Genomic DNA, 22,387 nt, shown 5'->3' with positions numbered 1-22,387 from the left:
AATGTAGGTCGGATAAACGCAGCGTCATCCGACGTTTACGACATTAACGGCAACAGCTGCTGATAAATCTGGTTAAACACTTTGCGACGAGATTTGTAACGTTCATGGCGTGACATATCCGGCTTGTGCTGCTGCTCAAGTGGCAACTGAGGAAGCAGGGATTGCAAAGGTTTTTCTGGCGTCATGGCGATTTGTGCCAGTCGTGCAGCACCCAATGCCGGGCCGACATCACCCCCCGTACGGTAATCCAACGTTTGCCCGCTAATATCCGCCAGCATTTGCCGCCAGTACGGACTCCGCGCACCGCCGCCAATCAGCGTGACGCTTTGTGGCGTAACGCCACAGGAATGCACCACGTCCATGCCATCCGCCAACGCGTAACCCACGCCTTCAAGTACCGCGCGAGCCAGTTCTGTCGGGCCGTGCTGATGCGTCAGGCCAAAGAAAACGCCTTTTGCCTGCGGATTATTGTGCGGTGTGCGTTCGCCTGAAAGGTAAGGCAGGAACCAGACATCGCCCGCTTCTTCATTGGCTTGTTCAGCCGCTGCCAGCAACGCAGGAACGGTACCCAGGCCGGTCAGCTTTGCTGCCCAGTCAAGGCAGGACGCCGCGCTCAACATCACGGACATTAAATGCCAGCGGTTAGGTAATGCGTGGCAAAAACTATGCACGGCGCTTTCCGGCTTGCTGAGGAAACCTTCGCTTACGGCAAAATAAACCCCCGAGGTGCCGAGCGACAACATCGCCTGGCCTGCGTCCATCATGCCGACACCCACTGCGCCTGCTGCGTTATCACCTCCACCGGCTACCACCGGCACCGCAGGCATATTCCACGCCTGCGCCACGTCTGCTTTTAGCGTGCCGGTAATTTCACTGCCTTCGAATAAATCAGGCATTTGCTGGCGGCTGAGTTGGCAGGCGTCGAGCATTTTGTCGCTCCAGTCGCGCTTCGCGACATCCAGCCACATAGTGCCGGCGGCGTCAGACATATCGCTGGCGAACACACCAGTCATGCGCAAACGCAGGTAATCTTTCGGTAACAGGACCTTATCTATTTGCGCGAAAACCTCAGGCTCATGGTGTTGAACCCATAACAGCTTCGGCGCAGTAAAACCTGGCATCATCAGGTTGCCGGTAATCTTGCGAGATTCAGGCACGGCGGCTTCCAGCAGCACACATTCTTCACCGCAGCGGCCATCGTTCCACAAAATCGCTGGGCGTAAAACGGTCTGCTGCTTATCAAGCAGGGTTGCGCCATGCATTTGCCCGGCAATCCCCAGCGCTTTTACGCCCTGAAGAGAATGCTGCTCGCCAAGTGCTTTCATTGCTCTGTCTGTCGCTTGCCACCAGTGCTCTGGATCTTGCTCAGACCACAACGGATGCGGGCGCGACACCGTCAGTGCTTCAGTACGTGTTGCCAGCACCTCGCCTTGCTCATCCAACAAAATCACTTTTACACCCGAGGTGCCGAGATCGATTCCGATGTACATACCGACTCCTTACAAACGCGCCACGTAAAACGTGGCGCGGGAATTCGTAGGGTGGATAAGCGAAGCGTCATCCACCATTTCAGCTACGGCTTAGATTTATTTGTCGAACAAATAATGATTCACCAGGTTTTCCAGCAACTCTTGATGTCCACTTTGGTGCTGCGGCGCCAGGTTATGTTGTTCAGCGTACTGCGCAACTTGCGCCAGAGACATTTGCCCTTTCAGAATTTGCTGGCCGACTTCACCATTCCAGCCGGCATAACGTTTGGCAACACGTTTATCCAGTTCACCCTCTTCAATCATACGTGCGGCAATTTTCAGCGACAGCGCCATGACATCCATGGCACCAATATGACCATAGAACAGATCGTACTTATCGGTGCTCTGGCGACGAACTTTGGCATCAAAGTTCAGGCCGCCTGTAGTGAAGCCGCCCGCTTTCAGAATTTCGTACATCACCAGTGAGTTTTCTTCAACGCTGTTCGGGAACTGGTCGGTATCCCAGCCCAGCTGCGGGTCGCCACGGTTAGCATCAACAGAGCCGAAGATACCCAACGCAATCGCGCTGGCAATTTCATGGTGGAAGGAGTGACCGGCTAGTGTTGCGTGGTTCGCCTCAATGTTCACTTTGATCTCTTTTTCCAGACCAAACTGCTTCAGGAAGCCGTAAACCGTTGCAACATCATAGTCATATTGGTGTTTCGTTGGCTCTTGTGGTTTCGGTTCTATAAGCAGCGTTCCGCGGAAACCAATTTTGTGTTTGTGCTCAACCACCATCTGCATGAAACGGCCAATTTGCTCGCGTTCCTGGCGCAAATCAGTATTGAGGAGAGATTCGTAACCTTCACGCCCACCCCATAAAACATAGTTTTCGCCGCCTAATTTGTGCGTGGCATTCATCGCGGTGGCGACTTGTGTTGCCGCCCATGCGAACACTTCTGGGTCTGGATTGGTGGCGGCACCTGCACCGTAACGTGGATTGGTAAAGCAGTTAGCCGTACCCCACAGCAACTTCACGCCGCTTTCTTGCTGTTTTTGCGCCAGCACGTCGGTCATTTGCGCGAAGTTATTCAGATACTCTTTCAGTGACGCGCCTTCTGGCGATACGTCAACATCGTGGAAGCAGTAGTACGGCACGTTTAGTTTGTGGAAGAACTCAAACGCGACATCGGCTTTGCCTTTTGCCAGCGCCAGTGCATCACCTGCCTGCTGCCATGGGCGTTCAAAAGAACCGACACCAAACATATCTGCGCCATTCCAGCAGAAGTTATGCCAGTAACAGGCTGCAAAGCGCAGGTGATCTTCCATGCGTTTTCCCAGAACGATTTCATCTGGGTTGTAATGGCGAAACGCCAGAGGATTAGTGGATTTAGTGCCTTCAAAACGTACACGATCGAGTTGGTCGAAATAGGCTTGCATATTTGACTCCGTAATCTTAATCAGGGGGCGGCAAGTAAGCGATTCTGTAACCATCCTGTATTTTCCTTTGGCGTTGCTCAATTACGTTATTTCACACTGCGATTAAGAGAATGCTCAAATGTGCGCTGTCTCGCAAAAAACGCAGGAATTAATGAAAGAAATATCTCGAGCGTTATTCCAATAAATAACGCAATAAATGTTTTTTCTAATTTAAAAGAAGATCGCCATCATAAATTAACAATTAAACAAAAAAACGTAATAGGAAGATAAAAATCTGTAATTGCCGGATTGCCATTCACAGACAACAATCACAGCCGGTCGACAGATGTTAATAATTTTTAATCCGATTTATTACACCCTACACAGGTATAAAAATATGAAAATGAAGATTAAGAACCTTTTACTAACGTTGTGTGCCTCACTCGTTCTCACCAGTGTCAGCGGCATCGCCAAAGAAGTTAAAATTGGCATGGCGATAGACGATTTACGCCTTGAACGCTGGCAAAAAGATCGCGACATCTTTGTTAAAAAAGCGGAGTCTCTGGGGGCGAAAGTCTTTGTACAATCCGCTAACGGCAACGAAGAAACGCAAATGTCGCAAATCGAAAACATGATTAACCGTGGCGTTGATGTATTGGTTATTATTCCTTACAACGGCCAGGTATTAAGTAATGTCATTGCTGAGGCAAAAAGAGAGGGGATAAAAGTATTAGCATATGATCGCATGATTAATAATGCCGACATTGATTATTATATTTCATTCGATAATGAAAAAGTCGGCGAACTTCAGGCGCAAAGCATTGTTAATAAAGTACCTTCTGGTAATTATTTTTTGATGGGTGGCTCGCCTGTTGATAATAATGCCAAGTTGTTCCGCGCCGGGCAGATGAAAGTATTAAAACCTTATATTGAGAGTGGGAAAATAAAAATCGTCGGCGATCAATGGGCTGACGGTTGGTTGCCAGAAAACGCATTGAAAATTATGGAAAATGCGCTGACGGCAAATAACAATAAAATTGACGCGGTGGTGGCCTCAAACGATGCAACCGCGGGCGGCGCTATTCAGGCGCTGAGTGCACAAGGCCTGGCGGGCAAAGTCGCCATTTCCGGGCAGGATGCTGATCTGGCCGGTGTGAAGCGCATTATCGCCGGTACGCAAACCATGACGGTATACAAGCCTATCACCCAGCTTGCCAATACTGCGGCCGAAATTGCCGTGGAACTCGGTGAGGGCAAACAACCCGCTTCTGACGCCACGTTGAATAATGGCGTCAAAGATGTCCCTTCACGTCTCCTGACGCCAGTCGAGGTCGATAAAGCCAACATCGACACAACCGTTGTGGCAGACGGTTTCCATAAAAAGAGCGAGCTATAACCCACTGCGCCCGTGCATGGCACGGGCATACCCTTAATCAGGTAAAGGAGGGGCTATGCCTTGTTTACTGGAAATGAAAAATATCACCAAAGCCTTTGGTGTCGTGAAGGCCGTGGATAACGTCAGCTTGTCAGTTGATGCCGGTGAAGTCATGTCACTTTGCGGCGAAAATGGCTCGGGAAAATCGACGCTGATGAAGGTGTTATGCGGGATTTATCCTTACGGTAGTTACGAAGGTGAAATCTGGTTTGCGGGTGAAAAACTCCAGGCGAGTCATATTCGCGATACTGAACGCAAAGGCATTGCAATCATCCATCAGGAACTGGCGCTGGTTAAGCATTTGACAGTGCTTGAGAATATTTTCCTCGGTGCCGAGCTTTCACAATATGGCGTGCTGGATTACGACAGCATGACACTACGCTGCCAAAAACTGCTGGCACAGGTGAGCTTAAATATTTCTCCCGATACCCGTGTTGGTTCCCTGGGGCTTGGGCAACAACAGCTTGTGGAAATAGCTAAAGCGCTGAATAAACAGGTGCGCTTGTTGATTCTCGACGAGCCGACTGCATCGCTTACCGAGCAAGAAACCGCAGTGCTGTTAGAGATCATCCGGGATCTGCAAGCGCATGGTATCGCCTGTATTTATATCTCTCACAAACTCAATGAAGTTAAAGCCATTTCCAACACCGTCTGTGTTATCCGCGACGGGCAACCCATCGGTACGCGTGATGCCGCGTTAATGCGTGAAGAAGACATTATTACCATGATGGTGGGGCGTGAGTTGACCGCGCTGTACCCCAATGAACCACACCAGACTGGCGAAGAAATTCTGCGTGTCGAACATCTAACGGCCTGGCACCCGGTTAACCGGCATATCAAGCGGGTAAATGATATTTCGTTTTCACTGCACAAGGGCGAAATCCTGGGTATTGCAGGGTTGGTGGGCGCCGGACGAACCGAAGCGGTGCAATGCTTATTTGGCGTCTGGCCGGGGAAGTCTGAAGGCCGGATATTTATTGATAACCAGCCGGTCGCTATTGGTAACTGCCAGCAAGCTATTGCTCACGGAATTGCCATGGTGCCGGAAGATCGTAAAAAAGACGGCATCGTGCCGGTGATGGCCGTCGGGCAAAACATCACACTGGCCGCGCTAAACCAATTCTCAGGTGCGCTCTCGCATCTGGATGATGCCGCCGAACAAAATTGCGTTCTGCAATCTATTGCGCGCCTGAAAGTAAAAACCTCCTCGCCCGAACTGGCGATTGGCCGCCTTAGCGGCGGTAATCAGCAAAAGGCGATTCTGGCGCGCTGCCTGCTGCTCAACCCACGCATCCTGATCCTTGATGAACCTACGCGAGGCATTGATATCGGCGCGAAATATGAAATCTACAAATTAATCAATCAGCTGGTTCAGCAAGGGATTGCGGTCATTGTTATCTCATCGGAATTGCCAGAGGTGCTCGGTCTTAGCGACAGAGTGCTGGTGATGCACGAGGGGCGAATCAAAGCTGACCTGATAAACCACAACCTGACCCAGGAGCAGGTCATGGAAGCCGCACTGAGGAGTGAAAAGCATGTCGAAAAGCAACCAGTCTGAAATGAAACTTACGGCACCCCCAGCTTCACCTTTTGCCGCTTTACGGGCGCTGAATCTCCAGGTTTTTGTCATGATTGCAGCGATTGTTGTCATCATGTTGTTTTTCACCTGGACCACAGACGGCGCTTATCTCAGCGCCAGAAACGTATCTAACTTACTACGGCAAACGGCCATTACCGGGATTCTGGCCGTAGGCATGGTGTTTGTCATTATCTCGGCAGAAATTGATCTTTCCGTCGGCTCGATGATGGGTTTACTCGGTGGCGTAGCGGCGATCTTTGATGTCTGGCTCGGTTGGCCTTTACCGCTGACGATTGCCGTTACCTTGGTTCTCGGGCTGGTGCTGGGGGCCTGGAATGGCTGGTGGGTGGCGTATCGCAAAGTGCCGTCATTTATCGTCACCCTTGCAGGAATGCTGGCGTTTCGTGGTGTGTTGATTGGTATTACTAACGGCACCACCGTTTCGCCAACCAGCGCGGCGATGTCGCAAATCGGCCAAAGCTACCTTCCGGACGGAATTGGTTTTGGTATCGGTACTTTGGGGTTGGTCATTTTTGTGGCCTGGCAATGGCGTATGCGCACTCGCCGCGAGGCGTTAGGACTGGCAACTCCCGCATCTACAGGCGTCGTCGGGCGGCAGGCCATCACGGCGGTGATCGTGTTAGGGGCAATCTGGTTGCTCAATGATTATCGTGGCGTGCCAACCCCGGTGTTGATCCTGACGTTACTGCTGCTGGCTGGCATGTTTATGGCGACCCGTACCGCGTTTGGGCGGCGCATTTATGCGATTGGCGGCAATATCGAAGCGGCACGACTTTCTGGTATTAATGTTGAGCGCACAAAACTCGCCGTCTTCGCCATCAATGGATTAATGGTGGCCATTGCCGGTTTGATTCTCAGTTCGCGTCTGGGGGCGGGTTCTCCCTCCGCTGGCAACATTGCTGAGCTTGATGCCATCGCAGCCTGTGTCATCGGCGGCACGAGCCTTGCAGGCGGCGTGGGAAGCGTTGCTGGTGCGGTGATGGGCGCATTTATCATGGCTTCGCTGGATAACGGCATGAGCATGATGGATGTGCCGACGTTCTGGCAGTACATCGTTAAAGGCGCGATTTTATTGCTGGCCGTATGGATGGATTCGGCGACCAAGCGTAGAGCATAAATGTGCAAATGATCACAATGCCGGGGGAAGGTTGCCCGGCATGGTTGCCGTTATGGTATTGCACTTAAGGTTTTGTTATCAGGAAATAAAAGCATGTTTGAGAAACGTCATCGCATTACGTTGTTATTCAATGCCAATAAAGCCTATGACCGCCAGGTGGTGGAAGGGGTAGGCGAATATTTGCAGGCGTCTCAATCCGAGTGGGACATTTTTATTGAAGAAGATTTTCGTGCTCGTATCGATAACATCAAGGAGTGGTTAGGCGACGGCGTCATCGCCGATTTTGACGATACTGAAATCCAGCGTTTGTTAGATGGGGCGGACGTGCCGATTGTCGGCGTTGGCGGCTCCTATCATTTGCCTGAACACTATCCACCCGTGCATTACATAGCCACCGACAACCATGCGCTGGTGGAGAGTGCCTTTTTGCACCTTAAAGAAAAAGGCGTGCAGCGTTTTGCCTTCTATGGCTTACCCAATTCAAGCGGCAAACGCTGGGCGATGGAGCGCGAATATGCATTTAACCAATTGGTCGCGAAAGAAAAATACCGTGGCGTGGTATATCAAGGGATAGAAACCGCTCCGGAAAATTGGCAACACGCCCAAAACCGCCTGGCAGACTGGGTCCAAACGCTGCCGCCGCAAACCGGGATTATCGCCGTCACCGATGCTCGTGCTCGCCATTTACTGCAAGTCTGCGAACATCTGCATATTCCGGTGCCGGAAAAGCTCTGCGTGATTGGCATTGATAACGAAGAGCTGACGCGATACTTGTCGCGCGTCGCTCTTTCGTCAGTCGCGCAGGGGACAAGGCAAATGGGGTATCAGGCGGCTAAATTGCTCCACCGTTTGATGGATAACGAGCCGCTTGCCCTGCAACGCGTGTTGGTGCCGCCGGTGCGCGTGGTTGAACGTCGTTCAACGGATTATCGTTCTTTGCATGACCCGGCCGTCATTCAGGCGATGCACTACATTCGCAACCATGCCTGCAAAGGCATCAAAGTAGAACAGGTATTGGATTCTGTGGGGATTTCGCGGTCGAACCTTGAGAAGCGTTTTAAAGAGGAAGTCGGCGAAACAATTCATGCAATGATTCACGCTGAAAAGCTCGAAAAGGCGCGCAGCTTGCTGGTTTCTACGTCGTTGTCTATTAACGAAATATCGCAAATGTGCGGTTATCCTTCATTGCAATATTTCTATTCAGTCTTCAAGAAAGAGTATGACGCAACGCCGAAGGAACATCGGGAGCGACACAGCGAGATATTGGTTTGAATGCTAATTTTTAATAAAAAAAACGCCTTCTAATTGAAGGCGTGAATTATTACTTATTATTAACAATCTATTTTAATTATTTAGTTCGGTGCCATAAAACGCTGATTGGATTGGTACATCGCAAATAGATAGTTGTTATAACTACTACCGCGTGTGGAATACCCTTTCAGCTTATGAATCATATTGCTGGCAGTCACTTCTTGATCCGCTTTACGCAATTGAGCACGTGATTTACGGAAAGATTTGTAGGCCGGATGCGTATTCAGATTTGTTACGTAGGCGTTAACACCTTCTTTAACCGAATCGTAATGCAAATAGCCTTTTACTTTGCCTGGTTCACTGTTGCAATGGCGTTTGCTGCACTTCATGCCAAACAAATTGTTATTACTACGCGCAAGTTTAGACGTACCCCAGCCACTCTCGGCTGCGGCCATCGTTGCCACCATATTGGTAGGAATGATGTCGACTTTTTCCATCAGCGTATTCCACGGCACACGCTTAGTATTACCATTCCACGCAATTTTATAGCGCTTAGTGATATCTTTCAGGCGTGTACGCTCTGACGGTGACCAGCGTTGCTCATACTGCTTAGAAACCAGCCAGTTACGGTCAGCCGTGATCGCTGCATTTTGACTTGTAATATATGGCATGACCGTCCGGAGAAACGCTTTTTTTCTAGGTGTTCCGGAAGGGTATTTTCGCAAATCAGGGAGCGATGCTATTTCACTATTGCGAGAATACTCTTTTTTACTACTTGCCAGCTTCTTACTGTGTGTCGTCGTGCTTTTCGTCGTTGTTAATTGGGCTTTATGCGATTTTGGCTCATGTTTACTTGCTAATACCCCAGTTGAAAAACTGAAGGTCAGTAACATAAGTATCGCAGCCCCAAATCGTCGGATTGGGGTTGATATCATTAGATCTCCTGGTCGGATCGTTACGTTTCCAGTGCCTTAATTGTCAAAGGTTTTGAATAAAGCAAACGCAGATACTAACAAAAATAGACCTTCAGAGCACCAAAAGAAATAATCCGATTCTGAAACGAAGTCACGTACGATCTTCTTATGACGGCAAAAAGTATTGTGATATGCGATGGTTATCTCATATTTCAGTAAATTGATAACGCCATCACTCACCCTTTTAACTCATCCCCGATTATCCATTTTTGGGAGGAATTCAGTTAATTAAAACAGTGCCACACTGGATAAAAGATAATCACAGGCTCAACCCTATGAAAACATTACCTCTGTTATTTCTTCTGTTCCCAGGCCTTGTACATGCAGCGTGGGTCGCGCCCGGTTTACCCGCTTTTAAAGAGCAAAATCCGGGGCTATTTGTCAGCGAGGCAAAGCTTGTGAAGGGGACGCTGCCGCTCAGTCTCAAACTTGGGGACGCTTGCTGGCAGCCCGCCGAGTCAATCAAGTTGAATCAGGCGCTTTCGCTAAAACCCTGTGAGGGCGAGACTCCAGTCTGGCGATTATTCCGTGAAGGCGAGTATCGGGTGCAAATTGATACGCGCAGCGGGACGCCTACGCTCAGCCTGAGCGTTAATAGCGCGCCTCAAGCCGCTCCGGTCGATGTTACGCGCCAGTGCCCAAAATGGGACGGTAAACCGCTCACGCTCGATGTCAGCAAAACTTTCGCCGAAGGTAGTGAAGTGCGCGATTTTTACAGCGGCGCTACGGCCACGGTAAAGCAAGGCCAGATTACCCTGATGCCTGCGGCGAACAGCAACGGCCTGCTGCTACTGGAATCCGCCGCCACCACAAAGGCCGCCCCCTTTAGCTGGCACAACGCCACCGTCTATTTTGTCCTGACCGACCGTTTTGAAAACGGTAACCCAAAAAATGACAACAGCTATGGTCGTCATAAAGATGGCATGCAAGAAATCGGCACTTTTCACGGTGGCGATCTGGCGGGTTTAACGCGCAAGCTCGATTATTTGCAGCAGTTGGGCGTTAACGCGTTATGGATTAGCTCGCCACTCGAGCAAATCCATGGCTGGGTCGGCGGTGGGACAAAAGGCGATTTCCCGCATTACGCCTACCATGGTTACTACACCATGGACTGGACAAAACTCGACGCCAATATGGGCACCGAAGATGAATTACGCACCTTAGTGGATGAAGCGCATAAACGCGGGATCCGCATTTTGTTCGACGTCGTAATGAACCACACCGGATACGCAACACTTGCCGATATGCAGGAATATCAGTTTGGCGCGCTGTACCTCAAAGGCGACGAGCTGACGAAAACGCTCGGAAAACACTGGACCGACTGGAAACCCGGCTCCGGTCAAAGCTGGCATTCCTTCAATGATTACATCAACTTTGGTGACAAAGCGGCATGGCAGAATTGGTGGGGGGAAAACTGGATTCGTACGGATATCGGTGATTACGACACGCCGGGTTTTGATGATTTAACTATGTCCCTGGCCTTCCTGCCTGACCTGAAAACCGAATCGACACAATCCGCCGGTTTACCTGTTTTTTATCGCCATAAGCCTGATACCCACGCCAAAGAAATCGCCGACGCTACCGTGCGCGATTATCTGACTCATTGGCTCAGTCAATGGGTGCGTGATTACGGCATCGACGGTTTTCGGGTCGATACCGCGAAGCATGTCGAAAAAGCAGGCTGGCAGCAGCTTAAAGAGCAGTCGGTTGCCGCCCTGGCCGAATGGAAGAAAGCCAACCCGGACAAAAAGCTGGATGATGCATCGTTCTGGATGACCGGCGAATCCTGGGGCCACGGCGTGATGAAAAGCGATTACTACAGCAGCGGCTTTGACGCGATGATCAATTTTGATTACCAGGAGCAAGCAGCAAAAGCAGCCAATTGTCTGGCCGATATGGATCTCACCTGGCAGCAAATGGCGACTAAATTGCAGGAGTTTAACGTTCTTAGCTACCTTTCATCGCATGATACACGGTTGTTCCGCGAAGGCGGGCAACGGGCGGCTGAATTATTGCTGCTGGCGCCGGGAGCTGTGCAGATTTTCTATGGTGATGAAACGGAGCGCCCGTTTGGCCCGACGGGTTCCGACCCGCTTCAGGGTACGCGTTCTGACATGAATTGGGGGCAAAACGTCGCAACGCTTTCTCACTGGCAAAAAATCAGCCAGTTCCGCGCCCGTCACCCGGCCATTGGCGCGGGTAAACAGAACACATTAAGCATCAAGCAAGGGTATGGTTTTACGCGTGAATTCGGCGACGACAAAGTGCTGGTGGTTTGGGCCGGCAACCCATAAATAACGGCGGATGACGCTGCGCTTATCCGCCCTACAACTTCCCCCGTAGGTTGGATAAGCGCAGCGTCATCCAACATAAAATGCTGGGATGTTAGTTTCAGGCAGCATATTGACCACGAGAGACTAATCTTAATGGGTTTGCACCACGTCTTATCCGGCGTTATGGTTAGCCTCTTTTTGATGGTCAAAGACAGATCTACGTTATGACGTTTTCACTTTTCGGCGACAAATTTACCCGCCATGCAGGCATCACACGCCTGATGGAGGACCTCAACGATGGTCTACGCACACCTGGAGCAATCATGCTCGGTGGCGGTAATCCTGCGCAAATCCCTGCAATGAATGACTACTTCCAGGCGTTGCTCGCAGATATGTTGGCAAACGGGAAAATGACCGATGCGCTGTGCAATTACGACGGCCCTCAGGGGAAAAGTGACTTGCTTGACGCGCTAGCGGAAATGCTGCGCAAAGAATTAGGTTGGGATATTGCCCCGCAGAATATTGCACTGACAAATGGCAGTCAGAGCGCGTTTTTCTACTTGTTTAATCTGTTCGCCGGTCGTTATGCCGATGGCAGCACTAAAAAAGTGCTGTTCCCGCTGGCCCCTGAATATATTGGCTACGCGGATTCCGGCCTTGAGGAAGACCTGTTTGTCTCGACGCGACCGAACATCGAACTGCTGCCGGAAGGCCAGTTTAAATATCACGTAGACTTTGAGCACCTGCATATCGGCCCGGATACCGGGATGATTTGCGTATCGCGCCCAACCAACCCGACGGGCAACGTCATCACCGACGAAGAGCTGATTAAGCTTGATGCGCTGGCGAATCAGCACGGTATTCCGCTGGTGATTGATAACGCGTATGGCGTGCCGTTCCCGGGCATTATTTTCAGCGAAGCGCGCCCGCTATGGAATCCAAATATCATTCTGTGCATGAGCCTGTCGAAACTCGGCCTGCCGGGCAGCCGATGCGGCATCATCATCGCCAATGAAAAAATCATCTCAGCTATCAGTAACATGAACGGCATCATCAGCCTGGCACCGGGCGGTGTCGGCCCGGCAATGGCGTGTGAGATGATTAAGCGTAACGATTTGCTGCGTCTGTCTGAAACCGTGATCAAACCGTTTTATTACCAGCGTGTTCAGGACACAATCGCGACCATTCGCCGCTATTTGTCACCGGAACGCTGCTTGATCCACAAACCAGAAGGGGCGATTTTCCTGTGGTTGTGGTTTAAGGATTTGCCGATTTCGACCGAGTTGTTGTACCAGCGCCTGAAAAAGCGCGGCGTTTTGATGGTTCCTGGGGATTACTTCTTCCCAGGCCTTGATAAGCCGTGGCCGCATACGCATCAGTGTATGCGTATGAATTACGTACCGGAGCCGGAGAAAATCGAGGCGGGAGTGAAAATTCTGGCCGAAGAGATTGAACGCGCGTGGGCTGAATCGAAGTAATTTCTAATAACCTTCTCCCTGGCAAGGGAGAAGGTTTGTCTGATTTAGCGAACCACCAAAGAGTCATACCCCTTCCAGCGGTAATTCAGCATCGACACAATCCAGCAGGCAATAAACAGCCCAACCACGATAAAGCCCGCATTGCCGAGGTTTTCATTAAGCGCATCAACCCATTTCCACATGCCGTTATGCAGGTCGAATTTATCGGCCAACAGCCCTAATGCTTCCATGCCGCCAATAAACAGCGCGACCACAACCGAGGTGCCGGTGATCGTCATGTTGTAATAAAGTTTGCGCTGCGGTTTGTTGAACGCCCAACCATACGCGCCAACCATAATCATATTGTCGAGGGTATCAATCAGCGCCATGCCGCTGGCAAACAGCGCCGGGAACACCAGAATCGACCATATCGACATCCCGCTGGATGCGCTGGCGGCAGAAATGCCGAGCACGCCAATTTCTGTCGCAGTATCAAATCCTAAACCAAACAAAAAACCGACCAGATACATATGCCAGCTTTTGTTGATCAGCTTAAACGTGGAACGGAACAGCCAGCTCATCATGCCGCCGCCGTTGAAATCCGTCGCTTCAGCAGACAGCGCTTCGCCACGCTTTAGCTGACGGAAGTTGCGCCACACGCCGCGTAAAATCACCAGATTCACCAGCGCCATTGCCAGCAAGAAGCACGCTGAAACGGCCGTACCAATCACGCCGCCGACATCATGGAACCAGTCCATATCACTTTGAAATGCCGCCGCTGTGGCAGCAATCGCGATGGAAGCCAGTACCACAATGCTGGAATGGCCGAGGGAGAACCAGGCGCCGATACCGAACGGACGTTTCCCTTGCTGCATCATCTTGCGCGTCACGTTATCAATCGCCGCGATATGGTCGGCGTCGACCGCATGGCGTAATCCGTAGCACCAGGCCAGCAAACTCGCGGCCATCAGCGCGGTGCTGTGGTGGAACGAAACCAGCGCCCAGGCCCAGGCGGCCAGGTTGGCGGCGACTAACACCACGAGCAAAACAGCGGCGCGGGGATTGTCACGAAGAACACGCAATAACATCATTTTATCCTTGTGAAGGAAGGGTGAAAAGGGCAGCGGCAACCAGAGCCTGGCCCAATGCTAGTGCACCGTCACCGGCCGGTAACAGTGTCGGGAAGAGCAGATTGAAATCTGCGAGATGATACGAAAATCGTTCGCACATCAGTCGGTTATGCAGCACGCCGCCGCTGAATGCGATGGTGCGAATAGAGAGCCTTTGCGCATGAGTACGTGCCAAATCGGCAAAGCCTTTCGCCAGGGCGTCATGAAATGCCCAGGCGCGAGCGGCAGCGCAGTCGTGCCAGTTCAACCACTGTTGCCAGAAGGTCGCAAGATCCAGTTTGCCGTCGATAATGGGTAAAGTGACGGGATGGAGACATTGGCTACTTTGCGATGCCAGCGCTTCAAAGCGGCAGGCGGCTTCACCTTCATAACTTTGTTGTAGCGGCGCGCAGTTTAATGCCGCGGCGGCGGCATCAAACAAACGGCCTGTGGATGAAGCGAGCGGTGCGTTAATGCCACGCGTGATGGCCGTCGCCAGCAATGACCAGTTTTGCGACCTGACCACAGCGGTTTCCGGGCGCTGTTGCCAGTGCGGGACAAACGCCTCGCAATGGGCGAGCAGGTTACGCCATGGTTGGCGCGCGGCGAGGTCGCCACCGGGCAGCGCTACTGCCGGTAAGCCGCCGAGATGCTCGCAATCGCGATAATTAACGCGTAAGCACTCACCGCCCCAAAGCCGGTCGTTCTCGCCATAACCAATACCATCAAGGGTGAGCGCAATCACATCACCACCGTCCAGCGGCCAGGCGTGCTCTGCCAGGCATGCCACAGCGTGAGCGTGATGATGTAAAACTTTGCTCACCGGTAGCCCCATGGCACGCCCAAGGCGCGAACTGTGATAGCCGGGATGCGCATCCACCGCGACGCGCACTGGCGTGAAATCCCACGCGTCAAACATCAACTCACGCGCTTTTTGCCACTGCTGTTCCACGCCATCTTCAGCCAGATCGCCTAAATGCGGGCTGAGTACCGCCTGGTTGCCACGGAGTAAACAGAAGGTGTTTTTCAGGTCGGAACCGGCCGCAAAAATGGGTGGCAGCGCGTCAAAGCCTGGCGGCAAGGGCAGCGCATCTGGCGCAAATCCTCGCGCCCGGCGCAGCACTTCACCATCAGCACGCACCACCGAATCATCCATGCGCTGCACGATATCGCGATTGTGCAGCAGCCAACCGTCGGCAATTTCAGCCAACTCTTCAAGCGCCTGCTGATTGGTTATGGCGGGTGGTTTGCCGTTCAGATTGCCGGAAGTCATCACCAGCGGACCGCCGAAATCCTGTAACAGCAGGTGTTGTAGCGGGTTGGCGGGCAGCATCACGCCCACTTCGCTCAGGCCCGGGGCGATAAACGTGCTTAATCCGTGCAAAGCAGATTTCGCCATTAGCACAATCGGTGCCGCTGGCGTGTTGAGCTGTGCCGTTACCTCTGCGGGCAACCGATGTGAATCGGGCAGCATGACAGCCAGCGGTTTAGAAGGGCGATGTTTGCGGGCGCGTAAGCGGGAAACAGCGGCGTCGTTACGTGCATCAACCGCCAGGTGGAAACCACCCAGCCCTTTAATCGCAACAATTTTCCCGTCTTTTAACGCCGTAATTGCGGCCTGTAACGCATTTTCGCGATCAAGTTTTTGCTCGCCACATTGCCAGCTAATTTGCGGCCCGCATTCCGGGCAGGCCACTGGTTGAGCATGGAAGCGCCTGTCCATGGGATTGCGATACTCGCTTTCACACGCCGGGCACAGCGGAAATGCTGCCATTACCGTGTTGGGGCGGTCGTATGGCATTGCTTTAATGATCGTGAATCTTGGGCCGCAATGGGTGCAATTGATAAACGGATAACGGTAGCGACGGTCGGTTGGATCGTTCATTTCGCGCAGGCAATCCGGGCAGGTCGCTGCATCGGGAACGATTTGCGTGTTCATCGTGCTGCCTGCACTGTGGCGAATGGTGAAATCCTGCGGCGGCGTTTCCCACTGCATCAGGGTTTGCTCGACGCTATCAATCCGAGCCAGCGGTGGGCAATGGGCGTGAAGCTCGCTGATAAACGTATCGGGCAGTGACACCAGGCGCACCAACACCCCTGCACCGTCATTGCAGACGTCGCCGGTCAGGTTGAGCTTTTGCGCCAGTTGCCAGACGAATGGCCGGAAGCCAACGCCCTGTACTTTGCCGCGAATGCGTAGCATCACGCCGTTAAGATTCACTATTTTTCCTGTTTTATGTTTTACGCCCTCACCCCCCTCTCCTGGGGGAGAGGGGGTACGGTTTCTCCTTCTCCCTCAGGGAGAAGGCAGGGATGAGGGTTGTTTTAAACCTCTACCGCCTGACGCAAACGCGCTTTCATATCGCTATAGGTTGTCTGGGCGTAATTTTCCGCCCATTGCTGGTCGGCAATCTGGCTGACGTTAACCGCGCAATACTTGGTTTCCGGTGTTTTGGAAATCGGGTCGAGGTTGTCTTGCGTCAGTTCGTTACACGCGCCAATCCACCATTGATACGTCATGTAAACCGAGCCGAGGTTAATGCGCTCGTTCACTTCCGCACGGCTAATGACTTTGCCACGGCGCGAACTCACCCACACCAGTTGCTTATCTTTGATGTTGAGCAGCTCGGCATCCGTCGGGTTGATTTGCACAAATCCAGGTTCGTCGGCCAAGGTTTGCAGCGCCGCACAGTTGCCGGTCATCGAGCGACAAGAGTAGTGGCCGACTTCACGCACGGTACACAGCACCAGCGGATATTCGGCATCCGGCACTTCAGCAGGCGCACGCCACTGGGCAGCAAAGAGCTGGCCTTTACCGGTTGGGGTATCGAACTTACTGTCTTTGTAGAGATAAGGCGTTCCTGGATGATCAAGCGTTGGGCACGGCCATTGCACGTGACCCATATCACCCATTTTTTCCCAGGTGACACCGTAGAACAGCGGGCAAAGCTCGCGCAGTTCATCCCAGATTTGCTGGTTGTTGTCGTAGTGCATCGGGTAGCCCATCTCGGTGGCGAGCAGGCTGATAATTTCCCAGTCACGTTTGACGTTGTATTTCGGCTCGATGGCCTTTTCAAAACGCTGGAAACCGCGATCGGCACAGGTAAATACGCCGCCGTGTTCGCCCCAGGAAGTCGCTGGCAAAATAACGTCGGCAACTTCTGCCGTTTTGGTCATGAAGATGTCTTGCACCACCACAAAATCGAGCGCTTCAAAACCTTTGCGCACCAGGCCGAGATCGGCTTCGGTCTGCAACGGATCTTCACCCATGATGTAGTAGGCTTTCATCTCGCCGTGAATCGCCATATGCGGCACTTCGGTGATACGCACGCCGACTTTGTCGTCCATATCATCAACGTTGATACCCCAGGCTTTGGCGAACTTGGCACGCACTTGCGGGTCAACGACATCCTGATAACCCGGGAACTGGTTTGGCAGCACGCCCATATCGCACGCGCCCTGCACGTTGTTTTGCCCGCGAACCGGGCCAACACCGACGTTTTCGCGGCCCAGGTTGCCGGTCAGCAGCGCAAGGCTTGAAAGACCTTTGACGACATCCACCGCCTGGCCGAATTGAGTTACACCCATGCCCCACATAATGGTGGCAGAAGGGGCTGCGGCAAATGTGCGCATCGCCTGGCGCACTTGTTGCGCAGGCACGCCGGTCAGGTGCTCAACGTCTTCTGGCGCGTAGCCTTTTACCACCTCGCGGTAAGCATCCAGCCCTTCGGCAAACTTCGCAACGTACTGTGTATCGTAGAGATTCTCTTCGAGCAGCACGTAGCCAAACGCATTCACCAGCGCCATATTGCAGCCGTTTTTCAGCTGTAAATGTAGATCGGCAATGCGCGCGGTTTCGATGCGGCGTGGATCGCAAACAATGATTTTTGCGCCGTTTTCTTTCGCTTTAATCACGCGACGCGCCACGATCGGGTGCGAATCAGCGCAGTTATAGCCAAACACCAACAGACATTTTGAATTTTCGATATCGCCGATGGAGTTACTCATCGCACCATTTCCCAGCGTCACTTGCAAACCCGCAACCGACGGCCCGTGGCAAACACGCGCACAGCAGTCGACGTTGTTGGTATGCAGCACGCCGCGTGCAAACTTCTGCATCACATAGTTGGTTTCGTTACCCGTACCGCGCGAAGAGCCCGTAGTCATAATTGAGCGCGGGCCATATTGTTCTTTAATCGCTTTCAGGCGTTTCGCGGTATAGCTAATGGCTTCTTCCCAGCTTACTGGCTGAAGTTTCCCGCCTTTTTCGTAACGAATCATCGGCTGCGTCAGACGCGGTGTGAGCAGCTTAGTGTCATTGAGAAAATCCCAGCCGTAGTAACCTTTCAGGCAGAGTTCATTTTGGTTAGTCACGCCATCAGCCGCTTCAGCACGGATAATTTTGTTCTTCTCAACAACCAGTTTCAGTTTGCAGCCTGCGCCACAATAAGGGCAGACGCTGGTAATTTTTTTCATCAGTAACAGACCTGTTAAAAGTGAATTCAGTGTAATTAGAAAATCAAAGATGAAGTGGCATCAAACGCAGCACGACGGCGTTTTTCGGCACTCATTTGTTCAAGTTTGTTACGATCAACGCAGATAATGGCGTTAGTTGGACAGGCTTCCATACAGGCCGGGCCTGATGCGCGGGTGTGGCATAGGTCGCATTTATTCGCTTCGGCTTTTTCGGCCATCACGTTAAGACCCGCGCCGCTATTGCGCACAACCGGACGAACAACCACTTCCATTGCGCCGTACGGGCAAGCAACCACACAAGTTTTGCAGCCGATGCAGCGTTCTTGCATCACATTCACAAACCCATGCTCGCGGCTGATAGCGCCGTTAGGGCAGACGTTGGCACACGGTGCGTCTTCGCACTGGCGGCACATCGTCGCGGTAGAAACATTCACGCCTTTAATCACGTGAATACGTGGCAGGAAAGTTTGCGGTGTTAATGCCGCGCAATCCTGCGCTTCCTGGTGGGACACGACACAGGCCACTTCGCAAGTGCGACAGCCAATACATTTGCTCGAATCAGCAATGATGAAGCGGTTCATCAGAGACTCCTGTTTTTATAAGTCGGCGATAGACATACATAAAGTGTGCCAACTTTGAAACTAGCGTGATTCAAGGGGTTGTGCATTGATCGGGGAAGGGATGACAGTGACATCGACACATTTGACGATGTCATTTGGGCAGATGACAGAGGGGTTCTGGAAAGCGCCTCGCAATCTCTGTACGTGAAACCAAAAATGCGTTAGGGAAAGTTTCCTCTCTTGTTATGTTTCAACGGACGGAGGGGTTAGAATGTATACAATATTGACGCATGAAGCGGCAGCCGAAGAACTCGTGGCTTTACCCTCGCAATTGCGAGGCCGAATGTTTCGCTTAATTGAACGACTCGAATCCGAAGGAAATCAACTGCGAATGCCTCATAGTCGGGTGCTGGGTAACGGGCTTTTTGAACTGCGAGTGGGTGATAAAGATATTGCTCGCGCGGTCTATGCTTTTAGCTACGGGCAAACCATTTATATCCTGCATGCTTTTACTAAAAAGACGCTTAAAACGCCGGTTAACGCCATTGAAATTGCACGTATAAGGTTGAAGGAGTTTATGAAGTGAAACCCGTCTGTCTTGATGCACTGAAAACGAAAATGCTCAGTGATGATGAATCTGTGCAGGCTTACCATGAAGCGGATAGAGAACTCGCGCTCATTCAGGCGTTATACGAGATGCGTGAACGCGCCGGGCTGACGAAAACAGAGCTGGCAAATAAGCTTGGAACAAACTCGTCAGGTATTAGCCGTCTTGAGAAAAACCCGCTTAGTGCCAGTGTCAAAATGCTTGAACGCTATGCCGCGGCCTGTGGTGCAAGGATTTCACTGGATATTCATTACGTCTGATATCTGCTTGTCGGATGACGCCAGACCCCCAGGCCGGATAAGCGCAGCGTCATCCGGCAACGGTTACTCGAACTCTGGCGCTTCCAAATCCGCGAAACCGCCTTTTCCTTCCCAGCCAGCCAGGCTTTGATATACCGTCTCAACCGCCGCTTTTACCGCGTCGGTCATTGGGTAGTAGAAGCCGACGATATCGGGTTGAATACCTAAGAAAATCACCTCGCCAACATCTTCTTTCAACTGATCAATCAGGTAGTTGAGTGGCATGTTGTGGGTGGTCATCATAAACATTTCGGCGATATCGTCCGGGTCGATAATACGGATTTCGCCAGGGTTCAGGCCCATATCCGTCGCATCGACCAGCAGCAATCTATCCGGGCGCAATTCACGAATCGCGACCACATCGTTTTCAGGGGCGGTGCCGCCGTCGATAACAATCCAGTCGCCTTGTGGGGCGGCCTGGCATTTCTCGGCAAGTAATGGGCCTGCGCCATCGTCGCCCATCATGGTGTTGCCGACGCACAGCAAAACGTTACGACCTTCATTCTTCGAGCCACAGCCGCGTTGGCTGCTTTCGCTCGTCCCGGTCACATAGTTATCTATGCTCTCGGAGACTTGCTCAGTTGCCGCCTTGCTGTAACTCGAATTATTTTGGTCGAGGTCATAACGCCTCCGAACCATCAAATAAATAGCGGGTTCTTGTTGAATAGCTTGCAGCATATCGAGCAATTCCTGGCTCCATTCTTGCTGCTGTTCAGTTTGAGTTGGTTTTGCGGCATCGAACGCTTTCGCCAGTAAAACGACATGGTTCTGGTCGATAACGATTTCACCGTAACGCGGCACGCCTTCCATTTTGCGCCGCGCTTCGCTGCCCTCTTCAAGCGTGGCAATCCACGCTTTGTAAGGCTCAAATGAACAGACTAAATTTTCTTTCAGGCAGTCGATAACGCCGAGATGGTGGCCGATTGCCAGGCTGTAATAAACCACCTGTTGCGCATCACTCGGTGTGTTGTCGTTTTCATCGACAAACTTACGGCTAAGCTGGCAAAACACCACCGACTCGCTCATTACACGCGCTCCTGCTTCACTAGTGCTTCCAGATTGCTGACGATCTCCGTCAGACGCGGATCGTTCTCGTGTGCCAGCCATTGTTGAACACTGCCGCCACCGGCGGTCAGGTTTTCCATATAGCTGTCTGCAATCTGGCGACCATAGCGATAACCCGCCAGGCGACGTGCTTCGCGATCAATTCGCACACGCAATGGCTGAACCATATCCGGGTGGAGAATCTGCGCCGGTTGAGCATCCATTTCGCTGGCTTCGCGGGCATGAATTTTTTGCTCAAGCAGACCCAGCGCCATCGCAAAACCGTACAGCGTTGCGGCAGGCGTTGGCGGGCAGCCCGGAATGTACACATCGACAGGAACGATTTTATCGGTGCCACCCCAGACGCAATACAGGTCGTGGAAGATGCCGCCGCTGTTGCCGCATGCGCCGTAGGAAATACAGATTTTTGGGTCCGGCGCTGATTCCCATGCGCGCAGCGCGGGGGAACGCATAGCGCGAGTCACAGCGCCGGTAAACAGTAAAATGTCCGCATGACGTGGCGACGGAACCACTTTGATCCCGAAGCGTTCTGCGTCGAAAAGTGGTGAAAGGGTAGCGAAAATTTCGATTTCGCAACCGTTACAGCCACCGCAGTCAACACGATAAACATAGGCGGAACGTTTAATCTTTTTCAGCAACGACGCTTTCATTGCGGCGATGGACTCATCCACCGTCATTGGCACTGGCATGCCGTTGTCGTCGCGTGGGCCGAGTAACATACTCATTAGCTGGCCTCTCTAATTTGGCGGCTAAGGTCAATTTGGTCGGAAGAGACCAGGCTTTGCTGGCGTTTGCATTCCGGGCAGGTTTCAAACGAGACGCGGTGCGCTTCGGCAAGTTTGTCGCCGTTGTGCTCAAGCAACGCAATGGCGTAATCAATCTCTTTTTGCACCGCAAAAGGCTTGTGGCACTGGCGGCAATTGCACAGGTCAAAACGCGCCTGTTGCAGGAAATCGGCTTTGTTCCACACGGCCAGTTCGTATTGCTGAGAAAGCTTGATGGCCGCCGTTGGGCAGACTTCTTCGCAGCGCGCGCAGAAAATGCAACGCCCCAGGTTGAAGGTCCACGCCAGTTGCCCCGCCACCAGATCGGTTTCCACCGTCAGCGCGTTGGAAGGGCAAGCATTAACGCAGGCCGCACATCCGATGCATTGCTGCGGGTTGTGTTCCGGTTTGCCACGGAAGTTTGGATCCACGGCTATCGGTTGTAGCGGGTACGACTCGGTGGCCACGCCGCCTTTAATGGCTTTTTTGATGAAGTTAAACATGGTGACTCC

The 22,387-nt window shown here is 52.2% G+C and carries 18 protein-coding genes and 1 pseudogene; 8 read left to right on the top strand and 11 right to left on the bottom strand.

All coding sequences use genetic code 11. The features are described 5' to 3' along the window. Positions 1–35: 35 nt before the first annotated feature. On the bottom strand, positions 36–1,490 hold the full coding sequence (gene xylB / locus GBAG_RS19700) for a xylulokinase (protein WP_034499495.1): 1,455 nt from the start codon (positions 1,488–1,490) through the stop codon (positions 36–38). 96 nt (positions 1,491–1,586) lie between these two features. Continuing rightward, entirely contained in the window at positions 1,587–2,909 is a 1,323-nt protein-coding gene (gene xylA, locus GBAG_RS19695; protein ID WP_034499493.1) for a xylose isomerase, read from the bottom strand. 382 nt (positions 2,910–3,291) lie between these two features. On the opposite strand from xylA, the gene xylF reads away from it, so the two are divergent. The 4 genes from xylF to xylR all read left to right on the top strand — a co-directional run bounded on the left by xylF (position 3,292) and on the right by xylR (position 8,312). After that, positions 3,292–4,284, top strand: coding sequence for a D-xylose ABC transporter substrate-binding protein (gene xylF, locus GBAG_RS19690; protein WP_034499627.1), 993 nt, complete (start codon positions 3,292–3,294; stop codon positions 4,282–4,284). 55 nt (positions 4,285–4,339) lie between these two features. After that, positions 4,340–5,881, top strand: coding sequence for a xylose ABC transporter ATP-binding protein (locus tag GBAG_RS19685; protein ID WP_034499491.1), 1,542 nt, complete (start codon positions 4,340–4,342; stop codon positions 5,879–5,881). Then, positions 5,859–7,040 carry a xylose ABC transporter permease XylH gene (xylH, locus tag GBAG_RS19680; RefSeq protein WP_034499489.1) on the top strand — a complete coding sequence of 394 codons (1,182 nt, stop codon included), beginning with the start codon at positions 5,859–5,861 and terminating at the stop codon, positions 7,038–7,040. Before GBAG_RS19685 ends, xylH begins: the two co-directional genes overlap by 23 nt. 93 nt (positions 7,041–7,133) lie before the next feature. Next, positions 7,134–8,312 (top strand): D-xylose utilization transcriptional activator XylR, encoded by a 1,179-nt coding sequence (gene xylR / locus GBAG_RS19675; protein ID WP_034499487.1) that lies wholly within the window; start codon positions 7,134–7,136, stop codon positions 8,310–8,312. Positions 8,313–8,392: 80 nt separating this feature from the next. On the opposite strand, the gene GBAG_RS19670 is transcribed toward xylR, so the two are convergent. Beyond that, on the bottom strand, positions 8,393–9,226 hold the full coding sequence (locus tag GBAG_RS19670; RefSeq protein WP_034499485.1) for a protein bax: 834 nt from the start codon (positions 9,224–9,226) through the stop codon (positions 8,393–8,395). 314 nt (positions 9,227–9,540) lie between these two features. On the opposite strand from GBAG_RS19670, the gene GBAG_RS19665 reads away from it, so the two are divergent. Both GBAG_RS19665 and avtA read left to right on the top strand, forming a co-directional pair. Then, entirely contained in the window at positions 9,541–11,559 is a 2,019-nt protein-coding gene (locus GBAG_RS19665; RefSeq protein ID WP_034499483.1) for an alpha-amylase, read from the top strand. Between the two features lie 203 nt (positions 11,560–11,762). Next, entirely contained in the window at positions 11,763–13,016 is a 1,254-nt protein-coding gene (gene avtA / locus GBAG_RS19660; protein ID WP_034499481.1) for a valine--pyruvate transaminase, read from the top strand. A gap of 44 nt (positions 13,017–13,060) precedes the next feature. Here avtA and GBAG_RS19655 read toward each other — a convergent pair whose 3' ends face one another. The 4 genes from GBAG_RS19655 to hydN all read right to left on the bottom strand — a co-directional run bounded on the left by GBAG_RS19655 (position 13,061) and on the right by hydN (position 19,161). Then, on the bottom strand, positions 13,061–14,083 hold the full coding sequence (locus tag GBAG_RS19655; protein WP_034499624.1) for a HoxN/HupN/NixA family nickel/cobalt transporter: 1,023 nt from the start codon (positions 14,081–14,083) through the stop codon (positions 13,061–13,063). A 4-nt stretch (positions 14,084–14,087) separates the two neighbouring features. Then, entirely contained in the window at positions 14,088–16,307 is a 2,220-nt protein-coding gene (hypF, locus tag GBAG_RS19650) for a carbamoyltransferase HypF (protein ID WP_034499622.1), read from the bottom strand. A gap of 122 nt (positions 16,308–16,429) precedes the next feature. Continuing rightward, positions 16,430–18,580 carry a formate dehydrogenase subunit alpha gene (fdhF, locus tag GBAG_RS19645; RefSeq protein WP_034499479.1) on the bottom strand — a complete coding sequence of 717 codons (2,151 nt, stop codon included), beginning with the start codon at positions 18,578–18,580 and terminating at the stop codon, positions 16,430–16,432. A gap of 35 nt (positions 18,581–18,615) precedes the next feature. Then, positions 18,616–19,161, bottom strand: coding sequence for an electron transport protein HydN (gene hydN, locus GBAG_RS19640; protein WP_034499478.1), 546 nt, complete (start codon positions 19,159–19,161; stop codon positions 18,616–18,618). Between the two features lie 250 nt (positions 19,162–19,411). On the opposite strand from hydN, the gene GBAG_RS19635 reads away from it, so the two are divergent. Then, the gene (locus GBAG_RS19635) at positions 19,412–19,726 is read left to right on the top strand and encodes a type II toxin-antitoxin system RelE/ParE family toxin (protein ID WP_034499476.1); all 315 of its coding nucleotides are present in this window, start codon (positions 19,412–19,414) and stop codon (positions 19,724–19,726) included. Next, entirely contained in the window at positions 19,723–20,007 is a 285-nt protein-coding gene (locus tag GBAG_RS19630) for a helix-turn-helix domain-containing protein (protein WP_034499474.1), read from the top strand. Before GBAG_RS19635 ends, GBAG_RS19630 begins: the two co-directional genes overlap by 4 nt. 63 nt (positions 20,008–20,070) lie before the next feature. On the opposite strand, the gene hycI is transcribed toward GBAG_RS19630, so the two are convergent. The 4 genes and pseudogenes from hycI to GBAG_RS19615 all read right to left on the bottom strand — a co-directional run bounded on the left by hycI (position 20,071) and on the right by GBAG_RS19615 (position 22,378). Further along, the gene (hycI, locus tag GBAG_RS23145) at positions 20,071–20,595 is read right to left on the bottom strand and encodes a hydrogenase maturation peptidase HycI (protein ID WP_281630449.1); all 525 of its coding nucleotides are present in this window, start codon (positions 20,593–20,595) and stop codon (positions 20,071–20,073) included. 87 nt (positions 20,596–20,682) lie between these two features. Next, positions 20,683–21,072 (bottom strand): annotated as a pseudogene (locus tag GBAG_RS23140) (formate hydrogenlyase maturation HycH family protein); the annotation flags it as partial. Further along, the gene (locus tag GBAG_RS19620) at positions 21,072–21,836 is read right to left on the bottom strand and encodes an NADH-quinone oxidoreductase subunit B family protein (protein ID WP_034499472.1); all 765 of its coding nucleotides are present in this window, start codon (positions 21,834–21,836) and stop codon (positions 21,072–21,074) included. The pseudogene GBAG_RS23140 and the gene GBAG_RS19620, both read right to left, overlap by 1 nt. Then, complete coding sequence (locus GBAG_RS19615; RefSeq protein ID WP_034499470.1) at positions 21,836–22,378, bottom strand: formate hydrogenlyase complex iron-sulfur subunit; 543 nt, start codon at positions 22,376–22,378, stop codon at positions 21,836–21,838. The genes GBAG_RS19620 and GBAG_RS19615 overlap by 1 nt, the downstream gene beginning before the upstream one ends. Between the last annotated feature and the right edge of the window lie 9 nt (positions 22,379–22,387).

Origin of the sequence: Buttiauxella agrestis ATCC 33320, from assembly GCF_000735355.1 — a bacterium.
Lineage (GTDB): Bacteria > Pseudomonadota > Gammaproteobacteria > Enterobacterales > Enterobacteriaceae > Buttiauxella > Buttiauxella agrestis.
Note: the sequence above shows the minus strand (reverse complement) of the source record. Positions and strands in the feature narration are given on the sequence as shown.

Coding starts and splice junctions, on each gene's coding strand:
- xylB (WP_034499495.1), bottom strand. CDS start 1,490: ATGTACATCGGAATCGATCTCGGCACCTCGGGTGTAAAAGTGATTTTG.
- xylA (WP_034499493.1), bottom strand. CDS start 2,909: ATGCAAGCCTATTTCGACCAACTCGATCGTGTACGTTTTGAAGGCACT.
- xylF (WP_034499627.1), top strand. CDS start 3,292: ATGAAGATTAAGAACCTTTTACTAACGTTGTGTGCCTCACTCGTTCTC.
- GBAG_RS19685 (WP_034499491.1), top strand. CDS start 4,340: ATGCCTTGTTTACTGGAAATGAAAAATATCACCAAAGCCTTTGGTGTC.
- xylH (WP_034499489.1), top strand. CDS start 5,859: ATGTCGAAAAGCAACCAGTCTGAAATGAAACTTACGGCACCCCCAGCT.
- xylR (WP_034499487.1), top strand. CDS start 7,134: ATGTTTGAGAAACGTCATCGCATTACGTTGTTATTCAATGCCAATAAA.
- GBAG_RS19670 (WP_034499485.1), bottom strand. CDS start 9,226: ATGATATCAACCCCAATCCGACGATTTGGGGCTGCGATACTTATGTTA.
- GBAG_RS19665 (WP_034499483.1), top strand. CDS start 9,541: ATGAAAACATTACCTCTGTTATTTCTTCTGTTCCCAGGCCTTGTACAT.
- avtA (WP_034499481.1), top strand. CDS start 11,763: ATGACGTTTTCACTTTTCGGCGACAAATTTACCCGCCATGCAGGCATC.
- GBAG_RS19655 (WP_034499624.1), bottom strand. CDS start 14,083: ATGTTATTGCGTGTTCTTCGTGACAATCCCCGCGCCGCTGTTTTGCTC.
- hypF (WP_034499622.1), bottom strand. CDS start 16,307: ATGCTACGCATTCGCGGCAAAGTACAGGGCGTTGGCTTCCGGCCATTC.
- fdhF (WP_034499479.1), bottom strand. CDS start 18,580: ATGAAAAAAATTACCAGCGTCTGCCCTTATTGTGGCGCAGGCTGCAAA.
- hydN (WP_034499478.1), bottom strand. CDS start 19,161: ATGAACCGCTTCATCATTGCTGATTCGAGCAAATGTATTGGCTGTCGC.
- GBAG_RS19635 (WP_034499476.1), top strand. CDS start 19,412: ATGTATACAATATTGACGCATGAAGCGGCAGCCGAAGAACTCGTGGCT.
- GBAG_RS19620 (WP_034499472.1), bottom strand. CDS start 21,836: ATGAGTATGTTACTCGGCCCACGCGACGACAACGGCATGCCAGTGCCA.
- GBAG_RS19615 (WP_034499470.1), bottom strand. CDS start 22,378: ATGTTTAACTTCATCAAAAAAGCCATTAAAGGCGGCGTGGCCACCGAG.